The organism is Caulobacter sp. HMWF025 (assembly GCF_003060965.1).
Classification (GTDB): domain Bacteria; phylum Pseudomonadota; class Alphaproteobacteria; order Caulobacterales; family Caulobacteraceae; genus Caulobacter.
Genome location: NZ_QAII01000030.1, coordinates 1 through 22351, shown reverse-complemented (window position 1 = coordinate 22351; position 22351 = coordinate 1). Strand labels below are relative to the sequence as shown.

General features: G+C 65.1%; 19 protein-coding genes and 2 pseudogenes. 10 read left to right on the top strand and 11 right to left on the bottom strand.

Going from position 1 to position 22351, the window contains the following annotated elements; all coding sequences use genetic code 11:
• Nucleotides 1–2 precede the first annotated feature (2 nt).
• The 7 genes and pseudogenes from DBR10_RS04070 to DBR10_RS19680 all read right to left on the bottom strand — a co-directional run.
• Complete coding sequence (locus tag DBR10_RS04070) at nt 3–833, bottom strand: CheR family methyltransferase (RefSeq protein ID WP_108505220.1); 831 nt, start codon at nt 831–833, stop codon at nt 3–5.
• Nucleotides 830–1966, bottom strand: coding sequence for a protein-glutamate methylesterase/protein-glutamine glutaminase (locus tag DBR10_RS04065; protein ID WP_233243257.1), 1137 nt, complete (start codon nt 1964–1966; stop codon nt 830–832). The genes DBR10_RS04070 and DBR10_RS04065 overlap by 4 nt, the downstream gene beginning before the upstream one ends.
• On the bottom strand, nt 1963–2331 hold the full coding sequence (locus tag DBR10_RS04060; RefSeq protein ID WP_108490054.1) for a response regulator: 369 nt from the start codon (nt 2329–2331) through the stop codon (nt 1963–1965). Before DBR10_RS04060 ends, DBR10_RS04065 begins: the two co-directional genes overlap by 4 nt.
• Complete coding sequence (locus tag DBR10_RS04055) at nt 2328–2777, bottom strand: chemotaxis protein CheW (RefSeq protein ID WP_108505221.1); 450 nt, start codon at nt 2775–2777, stop codon at nt 2328–2330. The genes DBR10_RS04060 and DBR10_RS04055 overlap by 4 nt, the downstream gene beginning before the upstream one ends.
• Nucleotides 2774–5074, bottom strand: coding sequence for a chemotaxis protein CheA (locus DBR10_RS04050; RefSeq protein WP_108505222.1), 2301 nt, complete (start codon nt 5072–5074; stop codon nt 2774–2776). Before DBR10_RS04050 ends, DBR10_RS04055 begins: the two co-directional genes overlap by 4 nt.
• A 39-nt stretch (nt 5075–5113) precedes the next feature.
• Nucleotides 5114–5938, bottom strand: a pseudogene (locus tag DBR10_RS04045) (methyl-accepting chemotaxis protein); the annotation flags it as partial.
• Between the two features lie 48 nt (nt 5939–5986).
• A pseudogene (locus DBR10_RS19680) lies at nt 5987–6460 on the bottom strand (protoglobin domain-containing protein); the annotation flags it as partial.
• Nucleotides 6461–6760: 300 nt separating this feature from the next.
• Between DBR10_RS19680 and DBR10_RS04040 the strand changes: the two are divergent.
• Both DBR10_RS04040 and DBR10_RS04035 read left to right on the top strand, forming a co-directional pair.
• Nucleotides 6761–7147 carry a response regulator gene (locus DBR10_RS04040; RefSeq protein ID WP_108490284.1) on the top strand — a complete coding sequence of 129 codons (387 nt, stop codon included), beginning with the start codon at nt 6761–6763 and terminating at the stop codon, nt 7145–7147.
• Nucleotides 7148–7189: 42 nt separating this feature from the next.
• Nucleotides 7190–7714 carry a protein phosphatase CheZ gene (locus DBR10_RS04035; protein WP_146184145.1) on the top strand — a complete coding sequence of 175 codons (525 nt, stop codon included), beginning with the start codon at nt 7190–7192 and terminating at the stop codon, nt 7712–7714.
• A gap of 86 nt (nt 7715–7800) precedes the next feature.
• Here DBR10_RS04035 and DBR10_RS04030 read toward each other — a convergent pair whose 3' ends face one another.
• Nucleotides 7801–9441 carry a family 43 glycosylhydrolase gene (locus DBR10_RS04030; protein WP_108490215.1) on the bottom strand — a complete coding sequence of 547 codons (1641 nt, stop codon included), beginning with the start codon at nt 9439–9441 and terminating at the stop codon, nt 7801–7803.
• A 114-nt stretch (nt 9442–9555) separates the two neighbouring features.
• Complete coding sequence (locus DBR10_RS04025) at nt 9556–11685, bottom strand: WD40/YVTN/BNR-like repeat-containing protein (RefSeq protein WP_158272215.1); 2130 nt, start codon at nt 11683–11685, stop codon at nt 9556–9558.
• Between the two features lie 344 nt (nt 11686–12029).
• On the opposite strand from DBR10_RS04025, the gene DBR10_RS04020 reads away from it, so the two are divergent.
• On the top strand, nt 12030–12689 hold the full coding sequence (locus DBR10_RS04020) for an alpha/beta hydrolase (protein WP_108505225.1): 660 nt from the start codon (nt 12030–12032) through the stop codon (nt 12687–12689).
• Nucleotides 12690–12805: 116 nt separating this feature from the next.
• Nucleotides 12806–13255, top strand: coding sequence for a GNAT family N-acetyltransferase (locus DBR10_RS04015; protein WP_108490294.1), 450 nt, complete (start codon nt 12806–12808; stop codon nt 13253–13255).
• A 49-nt stretch (nt 13256–13304) separates the two neighbouring features.
• On the opposite strand, the gene DBR10_RS04010 is transcribed toward DBR10_RS04015, so the two are convergent.
• Nucleotides 13305–14759 carry an alpha/beta hydrolase gene (locus tag DBR10_RS04010; protein WP_108505226.1) on the bottom strand — a complete coding sequence of 485 codons (1455 nt, stop codon included), beginning with the start codon at nt 14757–14759 and terminating at the stop codon, nt 13305–13307.
• A gap of 100 nt (nt 14760–14859) precedes the next feature.
• Between DBR10_RS04010 and DBR10_RS04005 the strand changes: the two genes are divergently transcribed.
• The 5 genes from DBR10_RS04005 (at nt 14860) to hfaB (DBR10_RS03985) (ending at nt 19764) form a co-directional block, all read left to right on the top strand.
• Nucleotides 14860–16290, top strand: a complete 1431-nt coding sequence (locus tag DBR10_RS04005; protein ID WP_233243255.1) for a LytR/AlgR family response regulator transcription factor — start codon at nt 14860–14862, stop codon at nt 16288–16290.
• A 388-nt stretch (nt 16291–16678) separates the two neighbouring features.
• Nucleotides 16679–17293, top strand: coding sequence for a hypothetical protein (locus tag DBR10_RS04000; protein ID WP_108505228.1), 615 nt, complete (start codon nt 16679–16681; stop codon nt 17291–17293).
• 65 nt (nt 17294–17358) lie between these two features.
• The gene (gene hfaA, locus DBR10_RS03995) at nt 17359–17808 is read left to right on the top strand and encodes a holdfast anchoring protein HfaA (protein WP_108505229.1); all 450 of its coding nucleotides are present in this window, start codon (nt 17359–17361) and stop codon (nt 17806–17808) included.
• An 11-nt stretch (nt 17809–17819) separates the two neighbouring features.
• The gene (gene hfaB, locus DBR10_RS03990) at nt 17820–18683 is read left to right on the top strand and encodes a holdfast anchoring protein HfaB (protein WP_108556157.1); all 864 of its coding nucleotides are present in this window, start codon (nt 17820–17822) and stop codon (nt 18681–18683) included.
• 58 nt (nt 18684–18741) lie between these two features.
• Complete coding sequence (gene hfaB, locus DBR10_RS03985; RefSeq protein ID WP_108505230.1) at nt 18742–19764, top strand: holdfast anchoring protein HfaB; 1023 nt, start codon at nt 18742–18744, stop codon at nt 19762–19764.
• A 101-nt stretch (nt 19765–19865) separates the two neighbouring features.
• On the opposite strand, the gene DBR10_RS03980 is transcribed toward hfaB (DBR10_RS03985), so the two are convergent.
• The gene (locus tag DBR10_RS03980) at nt 19866–20687 is read right to left on the bottom strand and encodes a helix-turn-helix transcriptional regulator (RefSeq protein WP_108505231.1); all 822 of its coding nucleotides are present in this window, start codon (nt 20685–20687) and stop codon (nt 19866–19868) included.
• Between the two features lie 198 nt (nt 20688–20885).
• Here DBR10_RS03980 and DBR10_RS03975 point away from each other — a divergent pair.
• Nucleotides 20886–22351: alpha-amylase family glycosyl hydrolase (locus DBR10_RS03975; RefSeq protein ID WP_158273151.1), on the top strand; the 1466-nt coding region annotated here is incomplete at its 3' end.

The window sequence follows — 22351 nt, the reverse complement described above, 5'->3', positions numbered from 1 at the left end:
CTTCAGGCCGTCTGTCGGCTCGCCGGGCGCGGATTTCCGGCCTTCACATAGAGTCCGGCGTCGGCCCCCGCCTGGAAGGCATTGGTCACGCCCATCACCGTTTCGGACGCACCAAGGACAAGATAGCCGTCATCGACCACCTGGCCTGCAATGCGTTCGAGGATCGCCTTGCGCGTGCTGGTATCAAAATAGATCAGCACATTGCGACAGAACACGATGTCAAAGCGACCTAGGTGTCCTGGGGATTCCAGCAGGTTGAAGCGCCGCCAGGTCACCGCGCTGCGCAGATCACTCTTGATCTGCCAGCTTTCGCCCACCCGCTCAAAGTGCTTCATCAGCTTCTGGACCGGCAGCCCCCGCTGCACCTCAAAGCCCGAATAGATCCCGGCCTGGGCCTTGGCCAGACATTCGCGCGACAGGTCCGTCGCCATGATTTCAAGGCTCACGCCAGGCAGCAGATGGGCCACCTCCTGCCAGAGCATGGCGATGGAATAGGGTTCCTGGCCGGTCGAACAGGCAGCACTCCAGAGCCGGATCGGCCCGCGACGATTGCGGCCCAGGTCGACGAAAGTCCGCCGAAGCAGATCGAACGGCTTCTGATCGCGAAAGAACAGCGTCTCGTTGGTCGTCATGGCGTCGATCGCCGCCTCGACGATCCGCTCGACCGGGGCCCTGCGGATATCCGCCAGCAGGGCATCGACGGTTTCATAGCCACTGGTCCCGGCCACCGAGGCCAAGCGGGTGTTGATCAGATAGCCCTTGCTGGCGTCCAGAACGATCCCGGTCCGTGACTGCAGCAACTCCCTGAAATGCTTGAGATCTGGAGTGCTCATGCCGTTCCCACTCGTGTCCACTGCAGAAATTGCGGCGCCAGGGCCGACAGAGGATGGATTTCGGCGGGCACGCCCGCCTGGATAACGGAGCCCGGCATCCCCCAGACGACGCTGCTGGCCTCGTCCTGAACCATGACCGGCGCGCCGCAATCGGCCAGGGCCCGTGCCCCGTCGCGACCGTCATGGCCCATGCCGGTCAGAACCATGCCGGCCGCTGCCCCGCCCCAGACCTCGGCGGCGCTGATGAACAGGGGGTCGGCCGCCGGACGGCACCAGTGCACCTCGGGACCCTGATTGAGCTGGATGGTCGGCGTACCGTCCCGGCCGCGTTCGACGATCATGTGTAACCCACCCGGCGCAATATAGATAACCCCGTCGGTCACCTTTTCCCCGTGCTCGCCTTCCTTGACGGACATAGGCGTCACTCGCCCGATCATCTGGGCCAGGGCCCGGGTAAAGCCCTGCGGCATGTGCTGGGCGATCAGGATGGGTCCTCGCCAGTGGGACCCGAGGCCCGAAATCACCTCGCGCAGGGCCGGGGGACCGCCGGTGGAGGCCGCAATGACCAGCGCATCCAGGCGGACCTTGCGACCGGGGCGAGGGCCGCTGCGCGCGGCGGGCGAGACCGGCGCGACCGAGGGGAGCGCAGTTGGCGGTTTCAGATAGGACTTGATCGGACGATCGATCGCCGGAGCGCTTCGGCGACCGAGCTGAACGATCTTCTCGATGAGGTCGCGTTGATAGGCTTCCGCGCCACCGATGCGGCTGGTCGACGGCTTGGGGATAAAGTCGGTCGCCCCGAGGCTTAGAGCCCGCAGGGTGATTTCCGCGCCCCGCTCCGAGAGGGTCGAAGCCATTATGATCTTCAGGCGTGGCCGCAGGGCCAGCAACTTCGGCAGGGCCTCCAGCCCCGACATGTTGGGCATCTCGATGTCCAGTACACAGACATCGATCTCATGTTCCTCAAGCTTCTTGAGGGCCTGTACGCCATCGACCGCCATGGCCACGACGACGATGTCGGCCCGTGCGTCCAGCCATCGCGAGACCATGCCCCGTACGACCGCCGAATCGTCGACAATCATGACCCTGACACGGTCGGCCCGCGCGGTGGCAGGGGTTGGCTGGGCTGTCACGGGACGATCCCGGTCATCGACAGCTTGCTCTCCAGGGTCGACTGGTCGAAGGGCTTGAACAGATACTCGTCTGCGCCCTTCTCCATCGCGGCGGCGATGTGATCGAAGTCGCTTTCCGTTGTACAGAACAGCACCTTCGGGCGGGTTCCGTCCGGCGATGCCCTAAGGGCTCCCAGGAAGGTCAGCCCGTCCATATTGGGCATGTTCCAGTCCAGCAGTACGGCATCCGGCATGTTGCTGAGACAGGCTTGCAGGGCGTCTTCGCCGTCAACCGCTTCATCTACGGCATAGCCCAGGGCTTCAAGCATCCGCCGTGCCACCTTGCGGATCACCGCACTGTCATCCACCACCAGGAACCGGGTCATGCGGCCACACCCAGTTGCAGGCCTGCTGTCAGCAGTCGCGGTGCATCAAAGATCACCAGAAGGGAGTCCGGCAGTCTGAAGACGCCCGGAATGATTTCCGCCCAGCGTTGGGGCAGATTGTCCGGTGGCGGGATCAACTCGTCGGAATCCAGCTTCATGACGGACTCGACCTGGTCGACGATCAGGCCGTAGTTGTCACCCCCGACCTCGATCCCCACGGCCTTGGGCTCGGGCGCGCCGGCCTCTCGGGGCTGCAGTCCCAATCGCCGGCGCGCACAGACCGCCGTTACGATCCGGCCGCGCAGATTGAGCACACCCAGAATCTCGTGCGCCGCCAGGGGCACAGGCGTGATGTTGCGCGGATAGAAGACGTCCTGGATCGAGAGCGCTTCGATCCCGAACAGATGGCCGCCGACGCGGACGGTCACATAGTCGCGAACGCTCATGCCGCCTCCTGGGTCTGGGCCGCCTGGACGGCCGGCCCTGTCCGTGAATGTTCTGCCAGGGCCATGATCATGAAATGGTCGAGGTCAATGATTTCGGTCGCCCGGCCATTGATCAGGGCCGTGCCGATGATGCCGGTCTTGGTCGGGCTCAACTCGATCGTCACCGGGGTCTCGACCACATCGACGATGCGATCGACGGCTAGGCCCATGGTGTAGAGCATGCCGGCGACAACCAGCATGGGCTGTACGCCCTCGGTCTTGAGGCGCTGGTCGTCGTCCACGCACAGCACCGGCATCAGCTTGCCCCGATACTGCAGGGCCGCGCGCGAGCCGAGGTGTTGCAACTCGGCGACCGGCACATGCTCCAGACGGGTGATCTGGCCCAGTTCAACCGCCTTGAGCGCCCCGGATCCGACACGCACCAGCAACATGGTCTTGCGCTCGATCTTGGCGTCCTCGTCACTCGTGGCGGCGGCATCGATCGCCCGCCGTGCGGCCTGCGGCATCTCACCGGCGCGCTGCGACAGGCCATTGGGCTCGATGATCAGCACGACCGAGCCGTCGCCCAGAAGGGTCGCGCCCGAAAAGACCGAGATGCCGCGCAGCACACTGGCCAGCGGTTTGACGACGATCTCTTCGGTATCGATGACTTCCTCGACAATGACCCCGAAGCGGTGGCTGCCCACCTTCATGATCATCACGAAATTGGGCTGCAGGGCCTGGGTGAGGCCAAGCTCGGCGCCCAGGTCGATCAGCGGCACGAGCTGTTCGCGCAGCCGGACCATGCGGACCTGTTCGATGACCTCGGTCCGGTGCTCGGCACCTTCGCCGATCTTGATCAGTTCGAGCACGGCCCCTTGGGGAACCGCGAACCGCTCGCCGCTGGCCCCGACGATCAGGGCCGAGATGATGGCCAGGGTCAGGGGGATCTTGATGGTGACCGTGCAGCCTGAGCCAAAGGTCGACTGCAGGTCGATCTGCCCGCCGATCTGCTCGATATTGCTGCGAACCACGTCCATGCCGACGCCACGGCCGGAGACATTGGTGATGGCCGCGGCCGTCGAGAAGCCCGGCGCAAAGATCAGGCGATGGACCTGGCTCTCGGTGAGGGCCTCGGCGTCGCTGCGGGTCAACAGACCCTTTTCAATTGCCTTTTCGCGGATCCGGGCCGTGTCCAGGCCGCGGCCGTCATCGCGCAGGCGGATCACGATCGAGCCGCCTTCGTGATAGGCGGACAGGTGGATGGTGCCGGTTTCAGCCTTGCCCGCTGCCCGCCGGTCTGCCGGACCCTCCAGGCCATGATCCGCCGAGTTGCGGACCATGTGGGTCAGGGGATCGCGGATCTGCTCGAGGACCTGACGGTCCAGCTCGGTGGTCTCGCCTTCGAGAACAAGGTCAATCTTCTTGTCCAGCTCGTTGGCCAGGTCGCGAATGATCCGCGGCAACTTCTTCCAGGCCTGACCGATCGGCTGCATCCGCGTCTTCATGACGCTGTCCTGCAGCTCGCCGGTGATGGTCGACAGGCGCTGCAGGGGCGGAGAGAAACTATCGTCGGATCGGCTGCGATTGATCTGCAGAAGCTGGTTGCGGGTCAGCACCAGTTCGGAGACCAGGGTCATCATGTCTTCAAGGACATCGACACCGACCCGGATCGACTGGGCCGCGGCGATCGGTGCGGAATCTTCCTCCACGCTCTCCGCCGGGCGGGTTTCCGCCGCCGGGGCCGGGACCGGGGCCTCGGGCAGGGAGGCCGGTGCGAAATCGACCGGCCCCTCGGCCGCGGCGAAGGCCGCGTCGAGGTCCGCCGTAGAGACTTCACCCGGTCGCAGGGCGCGGCCCAGAACAGGATCATAGCCCTCGACCTGTTGCTCGGGTTCTGGCTCGGGCTCGGGCTCGGACTCGGACGTTTCAGGCGGGGGCGCACCCATCGCCATGGCTTCCAGGGCTGTGATCAGATCGCTGTCATCACCAGCCGGCTCCGCGCCTGTCGCGCCCAGGCCGTCGATCACCGTCTTGATACGGTCGATCGACTTCAGGACCAGGGTGACGGCCTCGCCGCTGACCTGCAGCTTGCCGTCCCTGAAACGCCCCAGCAGGGTCTCGCCGGCATGGGCCAGCGACTCCAGTCGACCCAGCCCAAGGAAGCCACAGGTGCCCTTGAGGGTGTGGACAAGCCGGAAGATCTTGTCGAGCGCCGGCCGGTCACCCGGATGGGCTTCAAACCGGACGAGCTCGATATCGATGACCTCAAGGCTCTCATTGGCCTCGGTCAGGAAGTCGGAGATCAGGTCATCCATGGGGGTGCCTATCGACTTGGCGAGATGGGACAGTCACGATCACGCGGCTCGAACCGAGCGCAGGAAAGCGTCGACCTCGGTCCGCAGGGTCGAGGCCTGTCGCCCCAGTTCCTGCGCGGCCATCACCACCTGCTGCGAGGCGGCCCCGGTCTGGTTGGCCCCAAGCAGCACTTCCGAAATGTTGCGCGACACATCCTGGGTGCCGTTGGCCGCCTCATTGGTATTGCGGGCAATTTCGCGGGTCGCTGCGGACTGCTGCTCGACCGCAGCATTGATCGCGACCGACACCGTGTTCATCTCATCGATCGTGCGCTGAATGTCGGCGATGGCGATCACGGTATCACCGGTGATCAGCTGGATTTCACTGATCTGGCTGGAGATGTCTTCGGTGGCCTTGGCGGTCTGGGTGGCCAGGCTCTTGACCTCGGCGGCCACGACCGCAAAGCCGCGACCGGCCTCACCGGCCCGGGCGCTTTCGATCGTGGCGTTCAGGGCCAGCAGATTGGTCTGGCCGGCGATGTCGCTGATCAGCCGGACCACTTCGCCGATCTTCTCGGCCGAACGCGACATGCGATCGATGGTTTCGCTGGTGGCCTGGGCCCGCAGCACGGCCTGACCCGCCATATTGGTTGAGTGATTGACCTGCTGGGCGATCTCGGCGACCGACTTGCCCATCTCGTCCGAAGAGGAGGCCACAATAGCGACATTGGCCGTGGCCTCTTCGGCGGCGGCGGCGACGGTGGTGGACTGCTCGCTGGTGCGGGTTGCCGTGTCGGCCATCGCGCGCGCCGTCGTCTCGAGCTCCCGGGCCTGGTCGGCGACGCTTCCGACAATCTTGCCGACGCTGGCTTCGAACCGCTCGGCCAGATCGGTCATTGCGCTCTGCTTTTCGAGCTCGATCGATTCCAGATAGATCGAAATTGAATAGTCCATGTCGAGCAGAACCGCCTTCATGACGGCGGTCATCTGATCGGCCAGATCCTTGCCGCCCTTGCGACGGCCAAGCTTCATGACCCCGCCGCCGAAAGCTTCGGCGATCATTTTTCGCATCAGGCCTTCCATCAGCTGGGCATAGCCGCCGATGTACCAGCGCGGCTCCAGGCCGATGCGCGCATGGACGTGGCCGATCTTGCGCACGCTGTCGATGTACTGCTGGTCGAAATTGCCGGATACGATAGAGGCCCAATGGCGCAGCTGAGCGGACTTGGCACCATCCATCTGGCCGTCGCCACTGAAGAAGCGACGAACGTCGGGCGTTGCGCGGACCTTGTCGTAGAACTTGTCCAGAACTCCGGGCAATTCCTTGGCGACAAGACCGCCGGCCGATCGCAGTGCAGCCCGGGCATCACGGTCGATGCCGAGGAAATCCAGACGCTGGTCAATCATGTCGTTGCTAGCCATGGGTCCGTTCCTGGTCGGGAATTGAGAGGTCGAGGCTGGTCCTTGTTAGTTAATGGCCAGTTACGGATCGGTCCTCGCCTGGACCTCCAAAAGCTAGGCCAAAGGTTGAATTCATCCCTTCAACGGGCGCGGAATCTGAATTGCCCTTTCCAGGCAAGAACCTCGGCCGGCTCAGGCTGTTGAGTTCCTATTTTCAAGTGCGACAATCTGTCCCGGATTCCATCACAAGCATATTTTTACAGACCTGTGTTCTGTTGTCCCGAGACCGGATCCCTGGAGGACAGAATGGCCGCCGACGCTTCGATGCCTATCCTTGTTGTCGATGACTACAAGACCACCATCCGGATTGTTCACAGCCTGCTGCGACAGTTGGGCTTTGAGAATCTCGACGAAGCTGCCAGTGGCGAGGAAGCCCTGGGCAAGCTGAAGCGCAAGCCCTACGGCCTGGTGATCTCGGACTGGAACATGGAGCCGATGACCGGCTACGACCTGCTCCGGTCCGTGCGGGGCGACGCCGCCCTGAGCCGCACGCCCTTCATCATGATCACGGCCGAGAGCAAGACGGAAAACGTCGTCGCCGCCAAACAGGCCGGTGCCAATAACTACATTGTCAAACCCTTCAACGCCGAAACCCTGAAGCAGAAGATGTCGACGATATTCGGAGAGTTCTGACAGGCGGCGGGCCTACCCCGCAGCCAGGGAGTTGATGTATCGGTGACCTCGCTCAAACGCCCAGCACCCGACCTTGATGTTGCTGCGGGCGATGACCGCCCGGCAGCCAGCGAGCTCGCGTCACTGCGTGAGAGCCTGATGGAGTTGCGCGCTGTTGTCAGCGGACTGGCTCCGCGTCGGATGGGGGGCGAGCGACTGCCTGCAGCCCGGGCTGAACTCGTTGCCATGCGCCGGGAAGCCGACGACGGCGTCTCCCGCATCCTGACGTCTGCAGAAGCCATTCTGGCCGCGCCGGAGACCGGGCCAGGGGATACCCACAACCACGCCATCGCCATACTGGAAGCTTGCGGCTTCCACGATCTGGTGGGTCAGCGGCTAAGCAAGATTGCGGACATCCTGGGCACACTGGAGGCCCGGCTGAACCGGGTTGCCGGATGCGCCGGCATCGTCGACGCGGAGGAGGCAGAGACGGCCTCCGAGCGGCTCTACCGTGAGCAGACCATCAATGGTCCAGCCCTCAATGGTCCGGACGTTCTCCAGAGCGAGATCGATCTACTCTTCAGATAGAAGAGACACGCCTGCGCCTGGCTGGACTGCACCACGCGAACCGCCGCTGATATGGCCGCGTTCGAGGCTGGCCGCAAAAAGCGGGATCACATCCCGTGGAGGACACTTTCCTGCGATTGGAGCGGATTGGCCCGGTAGCTGAAATTGCTGAACTTGACCGCTCCGGATCCGGCGGCAAACAGACCAAGACGAAGGCTCAGGAACCCGCCAAAGACGTTGTGATGCAGACCTGACACCTCCATCCGCGTCCCATGCCTTATCCATGTCCGGCCATCGTCATACGAGTAATGGTAGGTCACGACATTCTCGACATTGGTAACTCGTAACCGGAGTCTGCGGGCGTCCTGTGCGATCTGGGCCCAGGTCAGTTCCTCGGCATACTGGAAGACCTTCAGGGCCTTCGGCGCGAACCCGAGGCCGACAAAGGCCTTGTGATTGTAGAAAAGCAGGATCCCCGCCTCGGCTTCACCAAGCAACTCGATGGAGACCTCGGCCTCATAGGATCGATCACCAACAAGACAGGTCAGCGGTGCGGAGTTGAGCGGCGACGTGCCACGTCCCTGAATGCGAAGGCCGCCGGGTTCATAGACCGCTCGCCCGGCCTCATCCGGAGCCGGATCATGAAAGCTCCATTGCACCCCCATCCGGTCGACGGAAAAGTCATCAGAGAGTCCTGGCGCGGACGGTCCTGCCCTGCCCCCGCGAGGCTTGGGCAGAGGCTTCGAAAGGTCGCCTCCCAGGGCCCGGAGCCAGCCATCGGCGGTCCATTCGATGGGTTCCAGAAGAGTCTGCCGGCCGAGGGTCCGATAGCCATTTTCATAGCCGTGATAGACCATCCACCAATCACCGGCGGGGCCCTCCACGACCGTCGCATGCCCGCGCGACCACCAGGGCTCGGCCGCGCTGCGGGTGCGCACCAGAGGATTGTACGGACAATGCTCCCAGGGGCCGTGCACAGAGCGGGAGCGCGCGGCGATGACCATGTGACCTGTCGCCGGTCCAGCCGTGCCTCCAACCGCCGTAATCAGGTAAAACCAGCCGTCGCGGCGTAGAAGCTTGGGACCTTCGGGCGCAAAATTCTCAACAACCCAATCATCCGGATATCGCCATGGGGCATAGGCCGGTTCCAGAGGCCCGTCGGCGGCCAAACCGTCATCCGTCAGGCGGACCTTGCGCACGCCGTTGACGAACAAGTAGCGCTTGCCGTCTTCACCGACGACATGGCCCGGGTCGATACAGCCCTTGATGCCGACGTCGATCGGATCGCTCCAGGGTCCGCCGATATGGTCGGCCCAGATGACGTGGATCGACCAGCCTTTCCCCTCCGGATCCGCCGGGATGTAGATGAAATAGCGGTCGTTGTGCTTGATCAGATCGACGGCCCAGATCACGCCCAGCGGCTTCCTGAGCGCGGGGCCCACGGGGGTCCAGTTGACCAGGTCCGTGGAGCTCCAGATCACGAGACCCGGGTAGGAATAGAACGACGAGAACGTCATGTAGTAGGTTCCGCCATCTTTCAGGATGGTCGGGTCGGGGTGATCCCCGCTTAGGATGGGATTGAGATAGGTCCCGTTCCCCAGATCGGCCTTGCGTTGCGTCTCCGTCCCGACACCCCAGGCGGGCGTTCCCGGGGCAGCCGCCACCGTTTCCGACCGGGCCTGGGCAAGGCCCGGAAGCGCGGCGCCCGCAATCAGGCCCTTGAACAGAATCCGACGGGGAATAGCCATGAGGATCACTCAGTTTGATGGCAGGGGCAGGTTCAGACCGAAGGCCGTCCGTTCCCGGGATCAAAAGAGCGCCTCCACACCGCTGTGGAGGCCGCCCGGGAACGCCCAAGACCTCTAGGGCTTGGTCACGACGGGTGGCCGTCCGACCATGACGCCGCGACCATGAGGGGCAATGTAGAGGGTTCCGAATTCCAGCGGATCGCCCGTAATCGAACGCATGTCACCAAACTGGTGCGCGTCGTCATTGATCCGGAGCCAGCTCACCCCTTCATCTTCCGACCGCCAGAGTCCGCCCTGACCCGCAATCTTTCCAAAAACAAAGACTGTGGGGTAGCCGTCTTTCAGGCGGGGTGCGCCGAAGCCAATGGCCCAGGCCGCCTCAACCTTCTTGACGCTCTTGAACGGCGTATCGGCCGAGCGGGAATGAACGAGCCCGCCGGGCAAGGCGATCCAGAGATCGCGCATCCGCGTGGGCGTTACGGCAAGCTGCGACCGGTCCCAGGACTGGATCACGGGCAGGCCTTCGGCGATCATCTTGAATGACCCGCCACCATCGACGCTGACGAGGATTCGTCCGCCGGGACGATCGTGCAGGTAGAAGACCTGATCAACGACCTTGTCGGCGATCGGCGTGAGAGTCTGCTCTCTCTGGTCAGGCCAGCCGGCGGACGGGCTCCATGACTTTCCGCCATCTGACGAATGAAAGCCACCAGACCGCTCAGGAGCCCAAACAAGCGCCGAGCCCTTGGCGGAAATGGCTATCGCCCCCGGCCCCCTGTAGGGCTCGTTCGGCGGGCTGGCCACGACTGGTGTCGCAGCGAACATGTCCCAGCTTCCACCGCCATCCTTTGAGAAAAATCCGCGGGTCTTGCTGTTGTGAACCGTGCGAACGATCCATCCGGGCCTCTGGCCCGCATAGTCTATGCTCTCGTTTGTCTCGGTATTCGGGCGAAACAGACCGGCCTTCGGAGACTTTGTCAGATCGTCCCAGGCGCCACCGGCCGTATCTCCCATCGTTGCCAGAATTGTCGCCCCACCCGATGGAGAGACCAGCTGCGTCACGGCCCCCTCTTCCAGATTGGCAATATTGGCGTCGAAAATGAGGGGTTGATCCGTACCCGCAGCGGAGAGGTTGCGGCTGGTCCACACCCCGCCCCCATGGCCATAGGTCATTTCATCAGGGTTGAAGGGATTGATCTTCAGGTCTGAAAGCCAGCCGCCCATGCGACGCTCGGGGTTGGTTTCCTCCAGCCAGGGATAGTCGGAAACCGCAAAGCGCGCCTGCCGGCTCAGGGCCGACCAACGCGCGCCCTTGTCGCGCGACACAAAGACATCGTCATGGGGCCACCAGCGATCCAGGGTCGACACGACGACGGTTCCGTCTGGAGCGACATCGATGCCGGAGTAACCGCCGCGCAGGCCGTCACTGGGCTTGATCGGCGATATCTCCTTCCAGCCTGCACTCCCGGGATCACGACGGACCAGCTTGCCACCTTCGGCATGGCTGGGGTTCACGGCCCACGAAGAGCCGTCACCGACCGCAAAAGTCACATACATCGTGCCGTCCGCCGCAAAGGCAGCCCTTTGCGGCAGTTGTTGCGGCGCGCCCTCGACGGCAACGAAGGTGCTGCCCTTGTCCCGGCTGACATACAGCCCTCCCTTGCCGTCTGCACTGGCAAGGTAGAGGTCATTGGACGACGGCTCGAAAATCAGGAAGTTTATCGATCGCGCAGGTGAAGCCGTCAGCTTCGTAAAGGTCGCGCCGCTGTCCGTACTCCGCCAAAGTCCGTCCTGATTTGATCCAAAGTATACTGTGTTTGAATCCCTGGGATCGACGACCAGCCGTTCACCCGTGCCCCGTCCGTCGGCATTGCCACCGATCCGGATCGGCAGCTCAGTCTTCTTCCAGGTCAGGCCGCGATCATCGGATCGCAGGATCGCACCCTTGCGGGCCCAGTCCTGCAGATAGAGACCGCAAGCGGCATAGACCTTGTCCGGGTTGGCCGGATCGATGGCCACACTCAACACACCCATAAAGTCAGCGTCTTCACGCGGAAGGTGATCGAGCAGGGGCACCCAGGAGCGCCCCGTGAAGTCATAGCGATAGAGCCCGCCCACATCGGTGCGCGCGTAGAGAATGCCCTTTTCCCGCGGGTGATAGATGAAGCCATCGACATAGCCCCCCGCGCCGTAAGGGACGCTCTGCCAGTGATAGGCCTGGGACCCGGGGGTCGGCTGGGCCAATGCGCAGCCCGTTGAAATCAGCGTTGCCAGAATAGCCGAACGTAGTGCCTTGGCGGCCCGCTTACCAAACATGTCCCCTCCCGGTAGTTCGCCGATGATTGCGTTCTCGGCTCAACTTTGTGAGCGCTACCATAGCAACTGCACATTTGTCCTACAATATGTCGCTATGCCGAAGACCTGGAAATGGCCCAGCCGTTCCGGCTCCACCGGTCGGCGCACCCCGCAGCCTGCGAAGAGCGCAGAAGGGTCATGGCGACGCCCCGGTCGAGTCTTGGCGCGACGCCGCCGGGCGAAGCCGGCTATGGTGGGGGCCCAACGCGAAACCGAACCGGCCAGGAACCGCCATGACCCAGATCCCCCGGCTTGACGGTCCCAGCGCGGCACCCGCCTCAGGCGGCCCGGCCAGGTCCCTGGTGATCCTCCTGCACGGCTATGGATCGAACGGCGCGGACCTGATCGATCTGGCTCCCTACTGGGCCGCAGCGCTGCCCGACACGCTGTTCCTCGCCCCCGACGCGCCCCAGCCTTGCGACGGCGTGCCCTACGGGCGACAATGGTGGCCCCTGACCAGCCTGACGCCGGCCGCGCGCGCGGCAGGCGTACGTGTCTCAGCCCCAGCCCTGCAGGCCTATATCGACGCCCAGCTCGCCACCCATGGCCTCAGCGAGGACAAGGTGGCTCTGGTCGGCTTCAGCCAGGGCACGATGATGGCACTACATGTCGGGCCGCGCCGGGCGAGGAGCCTGGCCGGCATCATCGGCTTCTCCGGCATGCTGGCCGACCCGGCCGAACTGGCCGCCGAGGTCGTGACCCGCCCGCCCGTTCTGCTCGTTCACGGCGACCGCGACGAGGTCCTGCCTGTCGAAGCCCTGCATCAGGCCGAAAGCGGGCTCAGGGCCCTGGACTTCGACGTCGCGTCCCACATTTCGCCAGGGCTCGGCCACAGCATCGATGAGCCTGGCCTCCAGCTGGGCGCGCGTTTCCTGATCCAGCGCTTCGCCTGAACGGGATGGAGGCAGACGGCTAACCCGGCTTGCTTGCAACAGCCACCAGCGCGGTACAGGGCTTTGGCGTGAGCGGCCCTGACCGCAATCTCGCACGACCGGGAGACTCAAACCTCATGTCGAGCCGCTACGGCCTTTCCATTCGAGCCGCAGACCATGGCGACGTGGACGGCCTGGCCGAACTGCTCAGAACAACTGGCCTGCCCCTGGCCCGGGACAGGCTTGCCCAGCGTCTGAGGGCCATCCAGGAACAACCCGGCGTCCTGCTGGTCGCCGATGAATGGGGCCCGCCGACCGGCGTCATCTTGGCCCATTGGCATTCTGTCCTCACGGCCGACCAGAAGGTGGGGTGGATCTCAACCCTGTTCGTCGATCCGGACAGGCGGCGAAACGGAGTCGCGCGCTTGCTTCTCAAGGCGGCCTCCCAGGCCGCCCGCTCTGCGGGGTGCGGCGAACTTGTCCTTCACCCGCCGGTCGGCCCCGGGGAGCTGCGCGCATTCTGCCTGGCCACCGGGTTTGTCGAGAGCGGTGAGATGTTCACCCGGGCGCTCAGAAAGCGCGGCTGAGCGCCCCCAGACGAAAAGGCCCGCCTCCAGTCTTCGGACCCTGACCCGATCACCCCAGCTTGAACGTCGGTGGCGGCAGAGACAGCCGTGTATCGGCGACGGCCTCGCCCCGGAAGAACCGCACCAGCAGGGGCTGAACGTCAGGATGGGCCTCAAAGACGTTGTGGCCGGCGTTTTCGACGATCACCCGGGACTTGCGCCGGAACTGGGCGGCCACCTCGTCCTGCTCGGACATCGGCGTACGACCGTCCAGCGTGCCTGCCAGTAGCAGGGCGGGATGGTCGATCCGTAGCGGCGCGCGGAAGCCCTCGCCCAGATCAGCGCCCGGGACCACACCCAGCAGCTGCGGCATCGGGAAGTTCAGGGCCTCACCCAGCACGGCGGTCTTCGCCTCCCGTCGCACCAGGGCCAACCGGCCCGGCGAGATCCCCGACGCCAGGTCCGTCGCTTCGGGCATGCCGGCAATGCCGAGCAGGTTGGCAAACTCGCCCATGAAGGGCTTCAGTACCTCGGTCTGTCCGGCATCGAGCGCCAGATAGAGGCCCGGCAGCATGGCCAGGGTCTGGGGATTGGCGATCAGGCCACCCGACATGAGCTGAATGGCGAAGCCGCCGATCTGCAGCGTGACCGGCGCGCCGTTCAGGGTCGCGGTCAAGCTCACCGGCGCCGCCTCCATCCTGGCATGCACCCGCCGCATCAGGGCTGGCAGGTCCGGAATGGCCGCCCGCACGGCCGGGTCGGCGGCCAGCAGGCCGTCCACGTGGCTCAGCAGGGTGTCGACGGCGGAGGGCCGCTTTACGGTCTGGTCCTGCCCCTCAAGGCTGGCCAGGGCCACACGGTTCACCCGGTCGCCGTGGCGCTTGAGCATGCTCAGCGCCAGGTGCGTGCCGTAGCTGATACCCCAGAGGTCAACCTTTTCCGCGCCCAGGTGGCGACGCAGGTCGTCGATATCGTCGGCGTTCTGTTCGGTGTTGTAGCCGGTCATGGCCACGCCGGCCCTGGTCCAGTCGACCCAGGCTTCCTGAAAATCGGTGCGGAAATAGGACGTCAGTCCGGCTTGCGTGAACGGCGGCGGCGGGCGCGTCGAGGCCGGCCGCTCGGGGATGTGGTTGGACAGGCCGGTGCCGCGCTGGTCGAAGGCGATGACGTCGGCCACCTCGCGCAGGGCCATCATGATCGGAAACCGTGGCCCGGACAGCGCCCGTGTCGCCGTGCCCCCGGGACCACCGGCCAGATAGATGATCGGCGGCCCTGGCCGGGCTGCGGTCGATGCGAACCGGACATAGCTGAGCCGGATCTTGCGTGACCGGGGGTCGCGACGGTCTTCGGGGACCTCGAAGAAGCCCCGTTCGGCATCGGTGTCCTTGCCCTGCCAGCCCCTGAACCGGAAGGGGCCGGCCTCGGTCGGCGACACCGGGGGCGCGGTCTGCGCGAAGGCAAGGGCGGGAAGGGCGAGGCCGGCGGCGGCGAGCAGGGCGCGGCGTTGAAGTGATGTCTGGGTCATGCCCAAAGCTGAACCGCCGGCCGTGCGCTCCGCCACCGCCCTTCGGTCAAATGCGTGCCCTGATCGGCGAATGGCAGAGCCCGTCGGCCAGCGGCGCCCTATGAGTACGGACATGTGGCGAATCCTGTTTCTCACCCTTGTCCTGACCAGCCTCGCGCCCCTGGCCCGCGCCCAGGACCTGTCCTGGCAGACGTGTCAGGGGGCGATCGGCCCTGGCGGTCCAGTGCTCAGCGACTGCCGGCCGGTGGAGGATTTCGTCGATCCCCAGGGCCGGGCGCTGTGGATCCGCGCCACGATCCTCTCTCCGAAGGATACAAGGCCACGCGCCCTCTACCTGGCAGGCGTCGCGTCATCCGAAGCCTGGCTGAATGGTCGGCCTCTGGGTACCAACGGCCGTCCAGCCGCCTCCAGGGGCGCCGAAGTCCCCGGACGCTACCAGGCAATCTTTCCGATCCGCGAGACCAGCTGGCAGCCCGGCGACAACACCCTGGTCCTGCACCTGTCGTCCTTTCACGGCGGCCTGCGGTTCGCCCGGCCGATGAGTGCGATGGTCGTCCTGCCGCATCCCTATCCGCAACGCACCGCCCTGCTGGCCATCACCTTCGTGGCAGCCGGGACGCTGCTGGCGGCAGCCTTCGGGTTCGGCGTCATCCATGCCCTGCGCCGCACCGGCTCGAGCCTTGTGCTGGCCGCCATGGCCGGGGTTGCAGCTCTGCAGGCCGTGGTCGAGAGCCTTCGGCCGCTCTTCGACTATCCCTATCCCCTGCACGCCTGGCGGATGAGCACCATCTGGGCCCTCGCCGCCGTTTTCGCGGTGCTACTGGTGACCTATGTCGCCTCGCGCTTTCTGGTCAGGCAAAGGGGGCCGCTGGTCGGCCTGGCCCTGGGCCTGGTCGGTGCGACGGTCCTGCTGCCGGGCTTCGACATCAAGACGGTCTGGGCACTGATCATCGGCGTGGCCCTGTCTGCCCTTCCGGCCGCCGTGGGTGTGTGGCGGCGTCTCCCGGGGGCGCGGCTGACCCTGGCCTATCTGACCCTGTTCCTGGCCGTGGCTATCGGGTTCCCCGAATGGCTGGCCGACTTTTCCTTCTTCCTGCTGGCCACCAGTCTGGTGCTGCCGCTGCTGATGGTCGAGGTCGTGCGGCTGGGCCGCGACGATCGCGGCCGCGAGGCCGCCCTGACCCGCGCCGCCAGCCGCCCCGACCGCCTGACCGTAGCCTCGGCGCGCGGGGTCGAGCTGGTGCCCCTAGCCGACATCCTGGCCGTGGTGGGTGCCGACGACTATGCCGAACTGCGGCTGGTCGGGGGGCGCAGCCTGCTGCACGCCGCCCGGCTCGATGCCCTGATGGCCCAGCTTCCGGAGACCTTCCTGCGCATCCACAGGTCGGTCATCGTCAACCTGTCGCACGTGCAGCGCCTGGAGCGCGACGGCGACCGCTGGCGTCTGCTTCTGACCGAGGGCGCGCCCCTGCCCGTCAGCCGCTCACGCCAGGCCGCCCTGCGCGAGGCCCTGGACGCTGCCCCCTTGTGACAACGGTGCTGGCTTAGCGCCACGCGCGCGTCGTCCAGCACGGCGCAGGCTGACGGCCGGTTCCGACCCGGGGTCCCCGCACCTGCCGCGAGGAACCGACTGTCTCAATCTGCGACACTGCGCGGCCCGGCCGGCACCTTCTGGGCACACTCCACGACCATGACAAAATGATGTATTGGTAATTATTGAATAACTATACCTCCCACCTCAAATCCTTAAAAGTGAGTTATTCTCCAAGCAAGCGAAGTGTGATTTCAACTGGCACAACATATTAATGAGACTTGAATATTGTTAGTTTATTTTCGCTAACCACATGTCATGTTTCTCGCATGGCACTCGCCTTGCTCCTCCTTCCTTGGCCACTCCAGGCCCTGAAGGAACATTGAAAATGACCCGTACTTCTCTCCTCGCCGCCGCCGCCATGGTTCTGATGGCCGGCTCGGCCCAGGCTCAATCGACCACGACCGGCCAGACCAACGCGGCCAATGTGCGCGCCAAGCTGAACGCCACGATCCAGAACGTTAAGAGCGACGTTTCCGCGACTTCAGCCGCGATCGGCAACAGCCTGACCATTGGCGGCGGCACCGAAACCGGCGCTTCGGTCGTCAACACCCAGCGCTTCTTCGGCGATGCCACGGCCGAGCTGAACACCACGGTGAAGGACATCGGCGGCAAGGTTGACGCCACCGCAGCGGCGATCGCCAACAGCGCCACGATCGACACGGCCTTCGTCGGCAATATCAGCAATACCCAGTACGCCAACTACGATCCCACGGCCGTGCTCAATGCCACCGTCAACAACGTCGGCGGCGACATTGCAGCGACCGCCGCGGCCCTCAGCAACTCGGCCACGATCACCAGCAACTTCAACACGGCCAGCTCGACCCAGATCAACTATGCGGGCGTCAATGCCGCTGCGAACGTCACCGTGAAAGACGTCGGGGCCAAGGTCGCTGCGACCTCGGCCGCGATCGGCAACTCCCTCACCGTGACGGGCTTCTAGTTCGCCCCCGGCGTCCGCGTCGGCAACGACGCGGACGCCGTCTTTTTCCGCAGGAACACCCAGCCATGACCTTTCAACGCTGCAGCCTCGCGCTCATCACCGGGCTTGCATCCAGCCTTTCCGGGCTCGCCATGGCCCAGACCGCGCCGTCCAGCCTGTCGGCGGTCGAGGCCGGCTACGGCGGGGCCCGATCGATCGAGACCACGCGGTTCTCGCCGTCGACCCGCGACGCCAACGGCAATCGCGTGGTCCTGAACGGGGTCATCCAGCAGGGCTCGGCAAACAGCAGTCTGACCCTGGGCGGGCCGACCGCGTTCGGCGCGGGGGCCGACTTCTTTTCCGCCGGTGCCGCGGGCAATGCCTCGGCCTCAGCCACGGCCGCAGGCAATCTACTGACCGTGACCGTGACCGGATCGGGCAACACCCTGATCATCGACAACCAGCAAACCAACAGCGGCACGGTAAAGGCCGTCGCGGCGGTCGGCGCGAGCGTCGCCTCGGCGCAAGATCGATGAGCGGCGCGGCGATGACCCGTTCCGCCATCCTGCGAAACGCGCTCTCCGGTCTGGCGATCCTGACCGTGTCAGGCCCGGCCCTGGCCGCACCCCGGCCCGAGGCTCCGGTCACGCGAAACGATACCGCCTATACCCCGGCCCTGAGGTGCGCGCGCCAGAGCCTTGCCCCGCGCCCCCGGATCGCCGTCGGGCGGATCTCCGACCTGACCGGCAAGGTCGATTTCGAAACCGGGGCCAAGATCAGCCAGGGCGCTTCGCTGTTTGCGATCACCGCCCTGGCCCGGGCAGGCTTCCCGGTGGTCGAACGTCTGGACAGTTCGGTGTCCGAGATCGAGCTCAACTACGCCCGCCAGAAGCTACTGTCGGACACCCCCGAACGGGCCGGGACCAGCGGCGACAACTATCGCCGGATCCTGGCCGGCCAGATTGCCGGTTCCCGCTACTATCTGGTCGGCGGGGTGACCGAGCTGAACGAGAACATCCTGTCCTCCGGCCTGAATGCCCAGTTGGGCATCGGCAGCGGCGACGGCGCGCGGCTGGCGGGCTCGGACAGGTCCTATGTGCTCAATGTCGGGCTCGACCTAAGGCTTGTGGATACGCAGAGCCAGGAGGTCATCGATACGGTTTCGCTACAGAAACAGGTGATCGGCAAGTCGCGCGATCTCGGCCTGCTCGTCGGGGGACAGAGTGCCAACGGCCAGGTGAGCGGCGGCGTCAGTAGCATGGAGCCGGTCCAGGCCGCCGTCCGGGCCCTTGTCGAACGGGCGGTGCTGGAGCTGACGGCCCGCTTCTATGACGAGGCGGCCCGCAAGACCTGCCTGCCGGTGGCTGAGGCCGACCGGACCTGGTCCGCCCCCGAACCCGCCGGGCCCTGAGAGCCGACATAGGCTTCATGTCAATGCGCTGCGAAAACGCCCCGGAAGGAAAACCGCCATGGCTCGCCTGAACAAGACCCTGTCCGCCGTGGTGCTCCCGGCCCTGCTGGCCGGCTTCCTCGGGGGCTGCGCGACAACGACGGCTGATCCCAAGACCGGGCTCTATGCCAAGCCGCTGGGCGGCGCGCCTGCGACGGCCAACCCGACGCCCTATTCGGCGGCCCTGACCTGTCTCGGCGACCGCGCCGACCCGGTCCGGCGGCCGAGGATCGCCGTCGGAGCCCTATCCGACCTGACCGGCAAGCGCGACTTTGCGACCGGCGCGAAACTGACCCAGGGCGCGGGCCTCTTTGCCCTGACGGCCTTCTCGCGCGCCGGCTTTCCGCTGGTTGAACGCAGCGACCTCGTGATCTCGGATGCCGAACGGGCCTATGCCCAGGCCCACATGCTGTCAGACAATCCTTCGGATCCGGCCGATCCCGAGCGCTATCGCGCGGTGTTCGCCGGCGAAATCGCAGGGTCGGACTACTATCTGTCCGGCGGCCTGACCGAGCTGAACTACAACATCCGCTCTTCGGGGGTGGACGCCGCCATCGGCGCGACGGAGGCCAAGGGCCTGAAGGGCGCGCTCACCCGTAGCACCTATGTGATCAGCGTGGCCGCCGACCTGCGCCTGATCCGGACCCGCTCGCAGGAGATCGTCGCCGTCGCGTCCTACCAGAAGGAGATCGTCGGTCGCGAGACCAAGCCCGGCGTGTTCGATTTCGCCGACGGGGTCGTCATCGACATCTCGGGCGGCAAGAGCGCCCTGGAACCGCTGCAACTGGGGGTCCGGACCGTGATCGAGCGCGCTGTCTACGATTTCGCCGCCCAGCTCTATGCCCAGTCGCCGACGGCCTGCCTCGCGGGTCTGCCGGGTCCCGGGCCCGTGTCGATCCCGGCCCAGTCGCCGCCCCGCAGCCCCGGGCCTGCGACGGCCAGGCCCTATGACGGCCCATTCCTCGACAAGCGTACCTGGACAGCCTCCGGGCGGGCAGCCTCGGGTACAACCGGGGCCGCGGATGATCGTGGCGGTTTATAGCTTCTTTAAATATTTAAACCTGTAGTGGTCGCATTTTATTCCCTACAAGCGCCATAAAAGACACATAAAATGCCAATTTCAAATATTTACCTACATTTTATTCAAATAATTCTTCTGTGTTCTGAAGGCGTTACACCAAATAAAGACTTGAAACAGTAGGCAAAATAGGCCGGCGATCGAAATCCCAGCCTGTAGCCGACCTGAGAAATAGGCTCGTCGCTTGTCGCGATGATCCGGGCCGCCTGCTGCAGCCTCAAACGACCCTGGTAGGCAATGAAACCCGTTCCGAACGTCCGGGAGAAGCAGCGCGAGAAATAGGCCGGCGACATGGCGCAGCGTGAGGCGGCCTCTTCCAGGGTGAGGGTCCTGAAGGGGAACCGGGACAGTTGATCCAGGATCGGACGGAACCTCGATAGCGACGACAGCGGGCTGGAGAGGTCTTCAGGTGCAGGTCCGAAGGTCTGGCTGATCGCCAGAACCAGGGCCTGAAGCTGAACCGCGACAGCCTGGCGGGGCAGTTGGGACTGGATCGACTGGTTCAGCCAGTCCAGCAGGACCCTGATGCGCAGACGCATCGGATCATCGAGCGCGCTACTGCGCGGGCCGGCCGGCGGGGCGACGACGCCAGGATCGAGCGCCAGGGGATCGAACTGCACCAGGGTCCAGGCCCGCGGCCCTTCGGAAAAATCGAAGTCGTGGATGGCCATCGCCGGTGCGTACAGGAGGGTGCCCGCCGAAAACGGCAGCAGGGCGTCCTCGCAAAGGAATTGGCCCGCACCGTCCTCGATCAGCACCAGCTCGGCCGGTCCATGGAAATGCAGGAAACGCCTGGGCAGGGGCTCATCGGCCTCCTGTCGCACCTGCTGCACCCGCGCCACGAGGCCGGGTGCCAGGGGCACGGGTTCGGAGAGCGGCAGCAGCATGACAAGAATCTTATAGCGTATCGCCAGAATTCCCACATCTGATCGCCGCGACGCGCGAAAATTCGACAGCTATCCTGCCGCCCAAGTTGCCAAAGGTGCAGCACGGGGAGCGATGGAATGAAGCTCAAGGCCTTTCACAAGCGCGCCCCCGACCGCAGCGGGCCCGCCTTCCCATCCCGTCAGAAGCCAGGAGTCGACATGAACTGGATCAGCCCGTGGAAAGCGGCGGCCCTGCTGGTCTGTGCGGCGGTGGCGCTCGGGCTCCCGCCCGACGCATCGACACCCGCCCAGGCCGCGCCGCCCAAGGCGGCCGCTCCGCCGATCGACAGCCTCACTGACGAGGTTGTGTATCACATCTTCATGCGCAGCTTTCGCGACAGCAACGGTGACGGGCAAGGCGATCTGAACGGTGTCACCGAGAGCATCCCCTATCTGCGATCGCTCGGGGTCACCGCCGTTCTGCTGACGCCGCTCTATCCCAGCCGCGTCTACCACAACTATTTCGCCACGGACTTCACCGGGATCGATCCGGAATACGGGACCATGGACGACTTCCGGCATCTGGTCGCCGAGCTGCACAAGGCGGGCATCAAGATCTATCTCGACATGGAGTTTCAGTACCTCGCCGAAGGCCATCCCTGGTGGACTGCGGCACTGGCGGACCGGAACTCCCCCTTCGCCGACCATCTGCTCTGGCGCGACCGGGCGGCGGGCATGGCCGAAGACGGGCCGTTCAATCTTCGCGAGATCCGCCACTTCGGCCGGGACACCCACGGCGTAACGACCGTCGACCTCAAGGCGCCCTCCGTCCGCGCCTATTTCGACCGCTACCTGCTCGACTGGGTCGATCCCAACCGCGACGGCCGGTTTGACGACGGCGTCGATGGCTTCCGCCTCGATCACATGATGGACGACCTGGATTCGCGGGGGCTGCTGACCAACCTGTTCGTCGAGTTCTGGAAGCCGCTGTTCGACACGCTGCGCGCCACCAATCCTCGCCTGACCTTTATCGCGGAACAGGCGGACTGGAGCGACTATGGCGAAAGCTATCTGACCCGGGCCGATACCAGCGCCATTTTCGCCTTCCCGGTCGAAAAGGCCCTGCGCGGCTTTGACGCCACGGCGCTGGCCACAGCCCTCGACCAGACGGCGCGGATCACGCCCCCGGGCAAGCACCAGCTGCTCTTTGCCGAGAACCACGACGTCAGCCGCATCGCGTCGGACCCGCAGATTTCGCCGGAGAAACTGCGAACCGCCGCAGCCTTGGTCTTCCTCCTGAAGGGCACGCCCATTCTCTATTACGGACAGGAGCTGGGCATGCGCGGCGCCGGCGACGCCGGCTATGAGACGGACGAAAAAGACATCCCGATGCGCGAGGCCTTCAAGTGGTCCGCGACGGACGCCGGCCCAAACCAGGCCCTCTGGTACCGCCGAGTGGGCGAGCGCTACTGGGATCAGCGCTATGCGCGCGACCATGACGGTGTCTCGGTGGAAGAGCAGGACCCCAAGGCCGACTCCCTGCTCAACCGCTATCGCAAGCTGGCTGCGCTGCGCCGCAGCCATGCCGCCCTGCGCGGCGGCACCCAGCTTGTCCAGGCGGTGAAGGGGTCGCTTCTGGTGATCGAACGCAGCGGCGGCGGCGAACGCTTCGCGATCGTCGCCAA

What these genes read in the sequence shown, in the direction of transcription:
- DBR10_RS04070 (WP_108505220.1), bottom strand. Translation starts at nt 833, where the DNA reads ATGAGCACTCCAGATCTCAAGCATTTCAGGGAGTTGCTGCAGTCACGG.
- DBR10_RS04060 (WP_108490054.1), bottom strand. Translation starts at nt 2,331, where the DNA reads ATGACCCGGTTCCTGGTGGTGGATGACAGTGCGGTGATCCGCAAGGTG.
- DBR10_RS04055 (WP_108505221.1), bottom strand. Translation starts at nt 2,777, where the DNA reads ATGAGCGTTCGCGACTATGTGACCGTCCGCGTCGGCGGCCATCTGTTC.
- DBR10_RS04050 (WP_108505222.1), bottom strand. Translation starts at nt 5,074, where the DNA reads ATGGATGACCTGATCTCCGACTTCCTGACCGAGGCCAATGAGAGCCTT.
- DBR10_RS04040 (WP_108490284.1), top strand. Translation starts at nt 6,761, where the DNA reads ATGGCCGCCGACGCTTCGATGCCTATCCTTGTTGTCGATGACTACAAG.
- DBR10_RS04030 (WP_108490215.1), bottom strand. Translation starts at nt 9,441, where the DNA reads ATGGCTATTCCCCGTCGGATTCTGTTCAAGGGCCTGATTGCGGGCGCC.
- DBR10_RS04020 (WP_108505225.1), top strand. Translation starts at nt 12,030, where the DNA reads ATGACCCAGATCCCCCGGCTTGACGGTCCCAGCGCGGCACCCGCCTCA.
- DBR10_RS04015 (WP_108490294.1), top strand. Translation starts at nt 12,806, where the DNA reads ATGTCGAGCCGCTACGGCCTTTCCATTCGAGCCGCAGACCATGGCGAC.
- DBR10_RS04010 (WP_108505226.1), bottom strand. Translation starts at nt 14,759, where the DNA reads ATGACCCAGACATCACTTCAACGCCGCGCCCTGCTCGCCGCCGCCGGC.
- DBR10_RS04005 (WP_233243255.1), top strand. Translation starts at nt 14,860, where the DNA reads ATGAGTACGGACATGTGGCGAATCCTGTTTCTCACCCTTGTCCTGACC.
- DBR10_RS04000 (WP_108505228.1), top strand. Translation starts at nt 16,679, where the DNA reads ATGACCCGTACTTCTCTCCTCGCCGCCGCCGCCATGGTTCTGATGGCC.
- hfaA (WP_108505229.1), top strand. Translation starts at nt 17,359, where the DNA reads ATGACCTTTCAACGCTGCAGCCTCGCGCTCATCACCGGGCTTGCATCC.
- hfaB (WP_108556157.1), top strand. Translation starts at nt 17,820, where the DNA reads ATGACCCGTTCCGCCATCCTGCGAAACGCGCTCTCCGGTCTGGCGATC.
- hfaB (WP_108505230.1), top strand. Translation starts at nt 18,742, where the DNA reads ATGGCTCGCCTGAACAAGACCCTGTCCGCCGTGGTGCTCCCGGCCCTG.
- DBR10_RS03980 (WP_108505231.1), bottom strand. Translation starts at nt 20,687, where the DNA reads ATGCTGCTGCCGCTCTCCGAACCCGTGCCCCTGGCACCCGGCCTCGTG.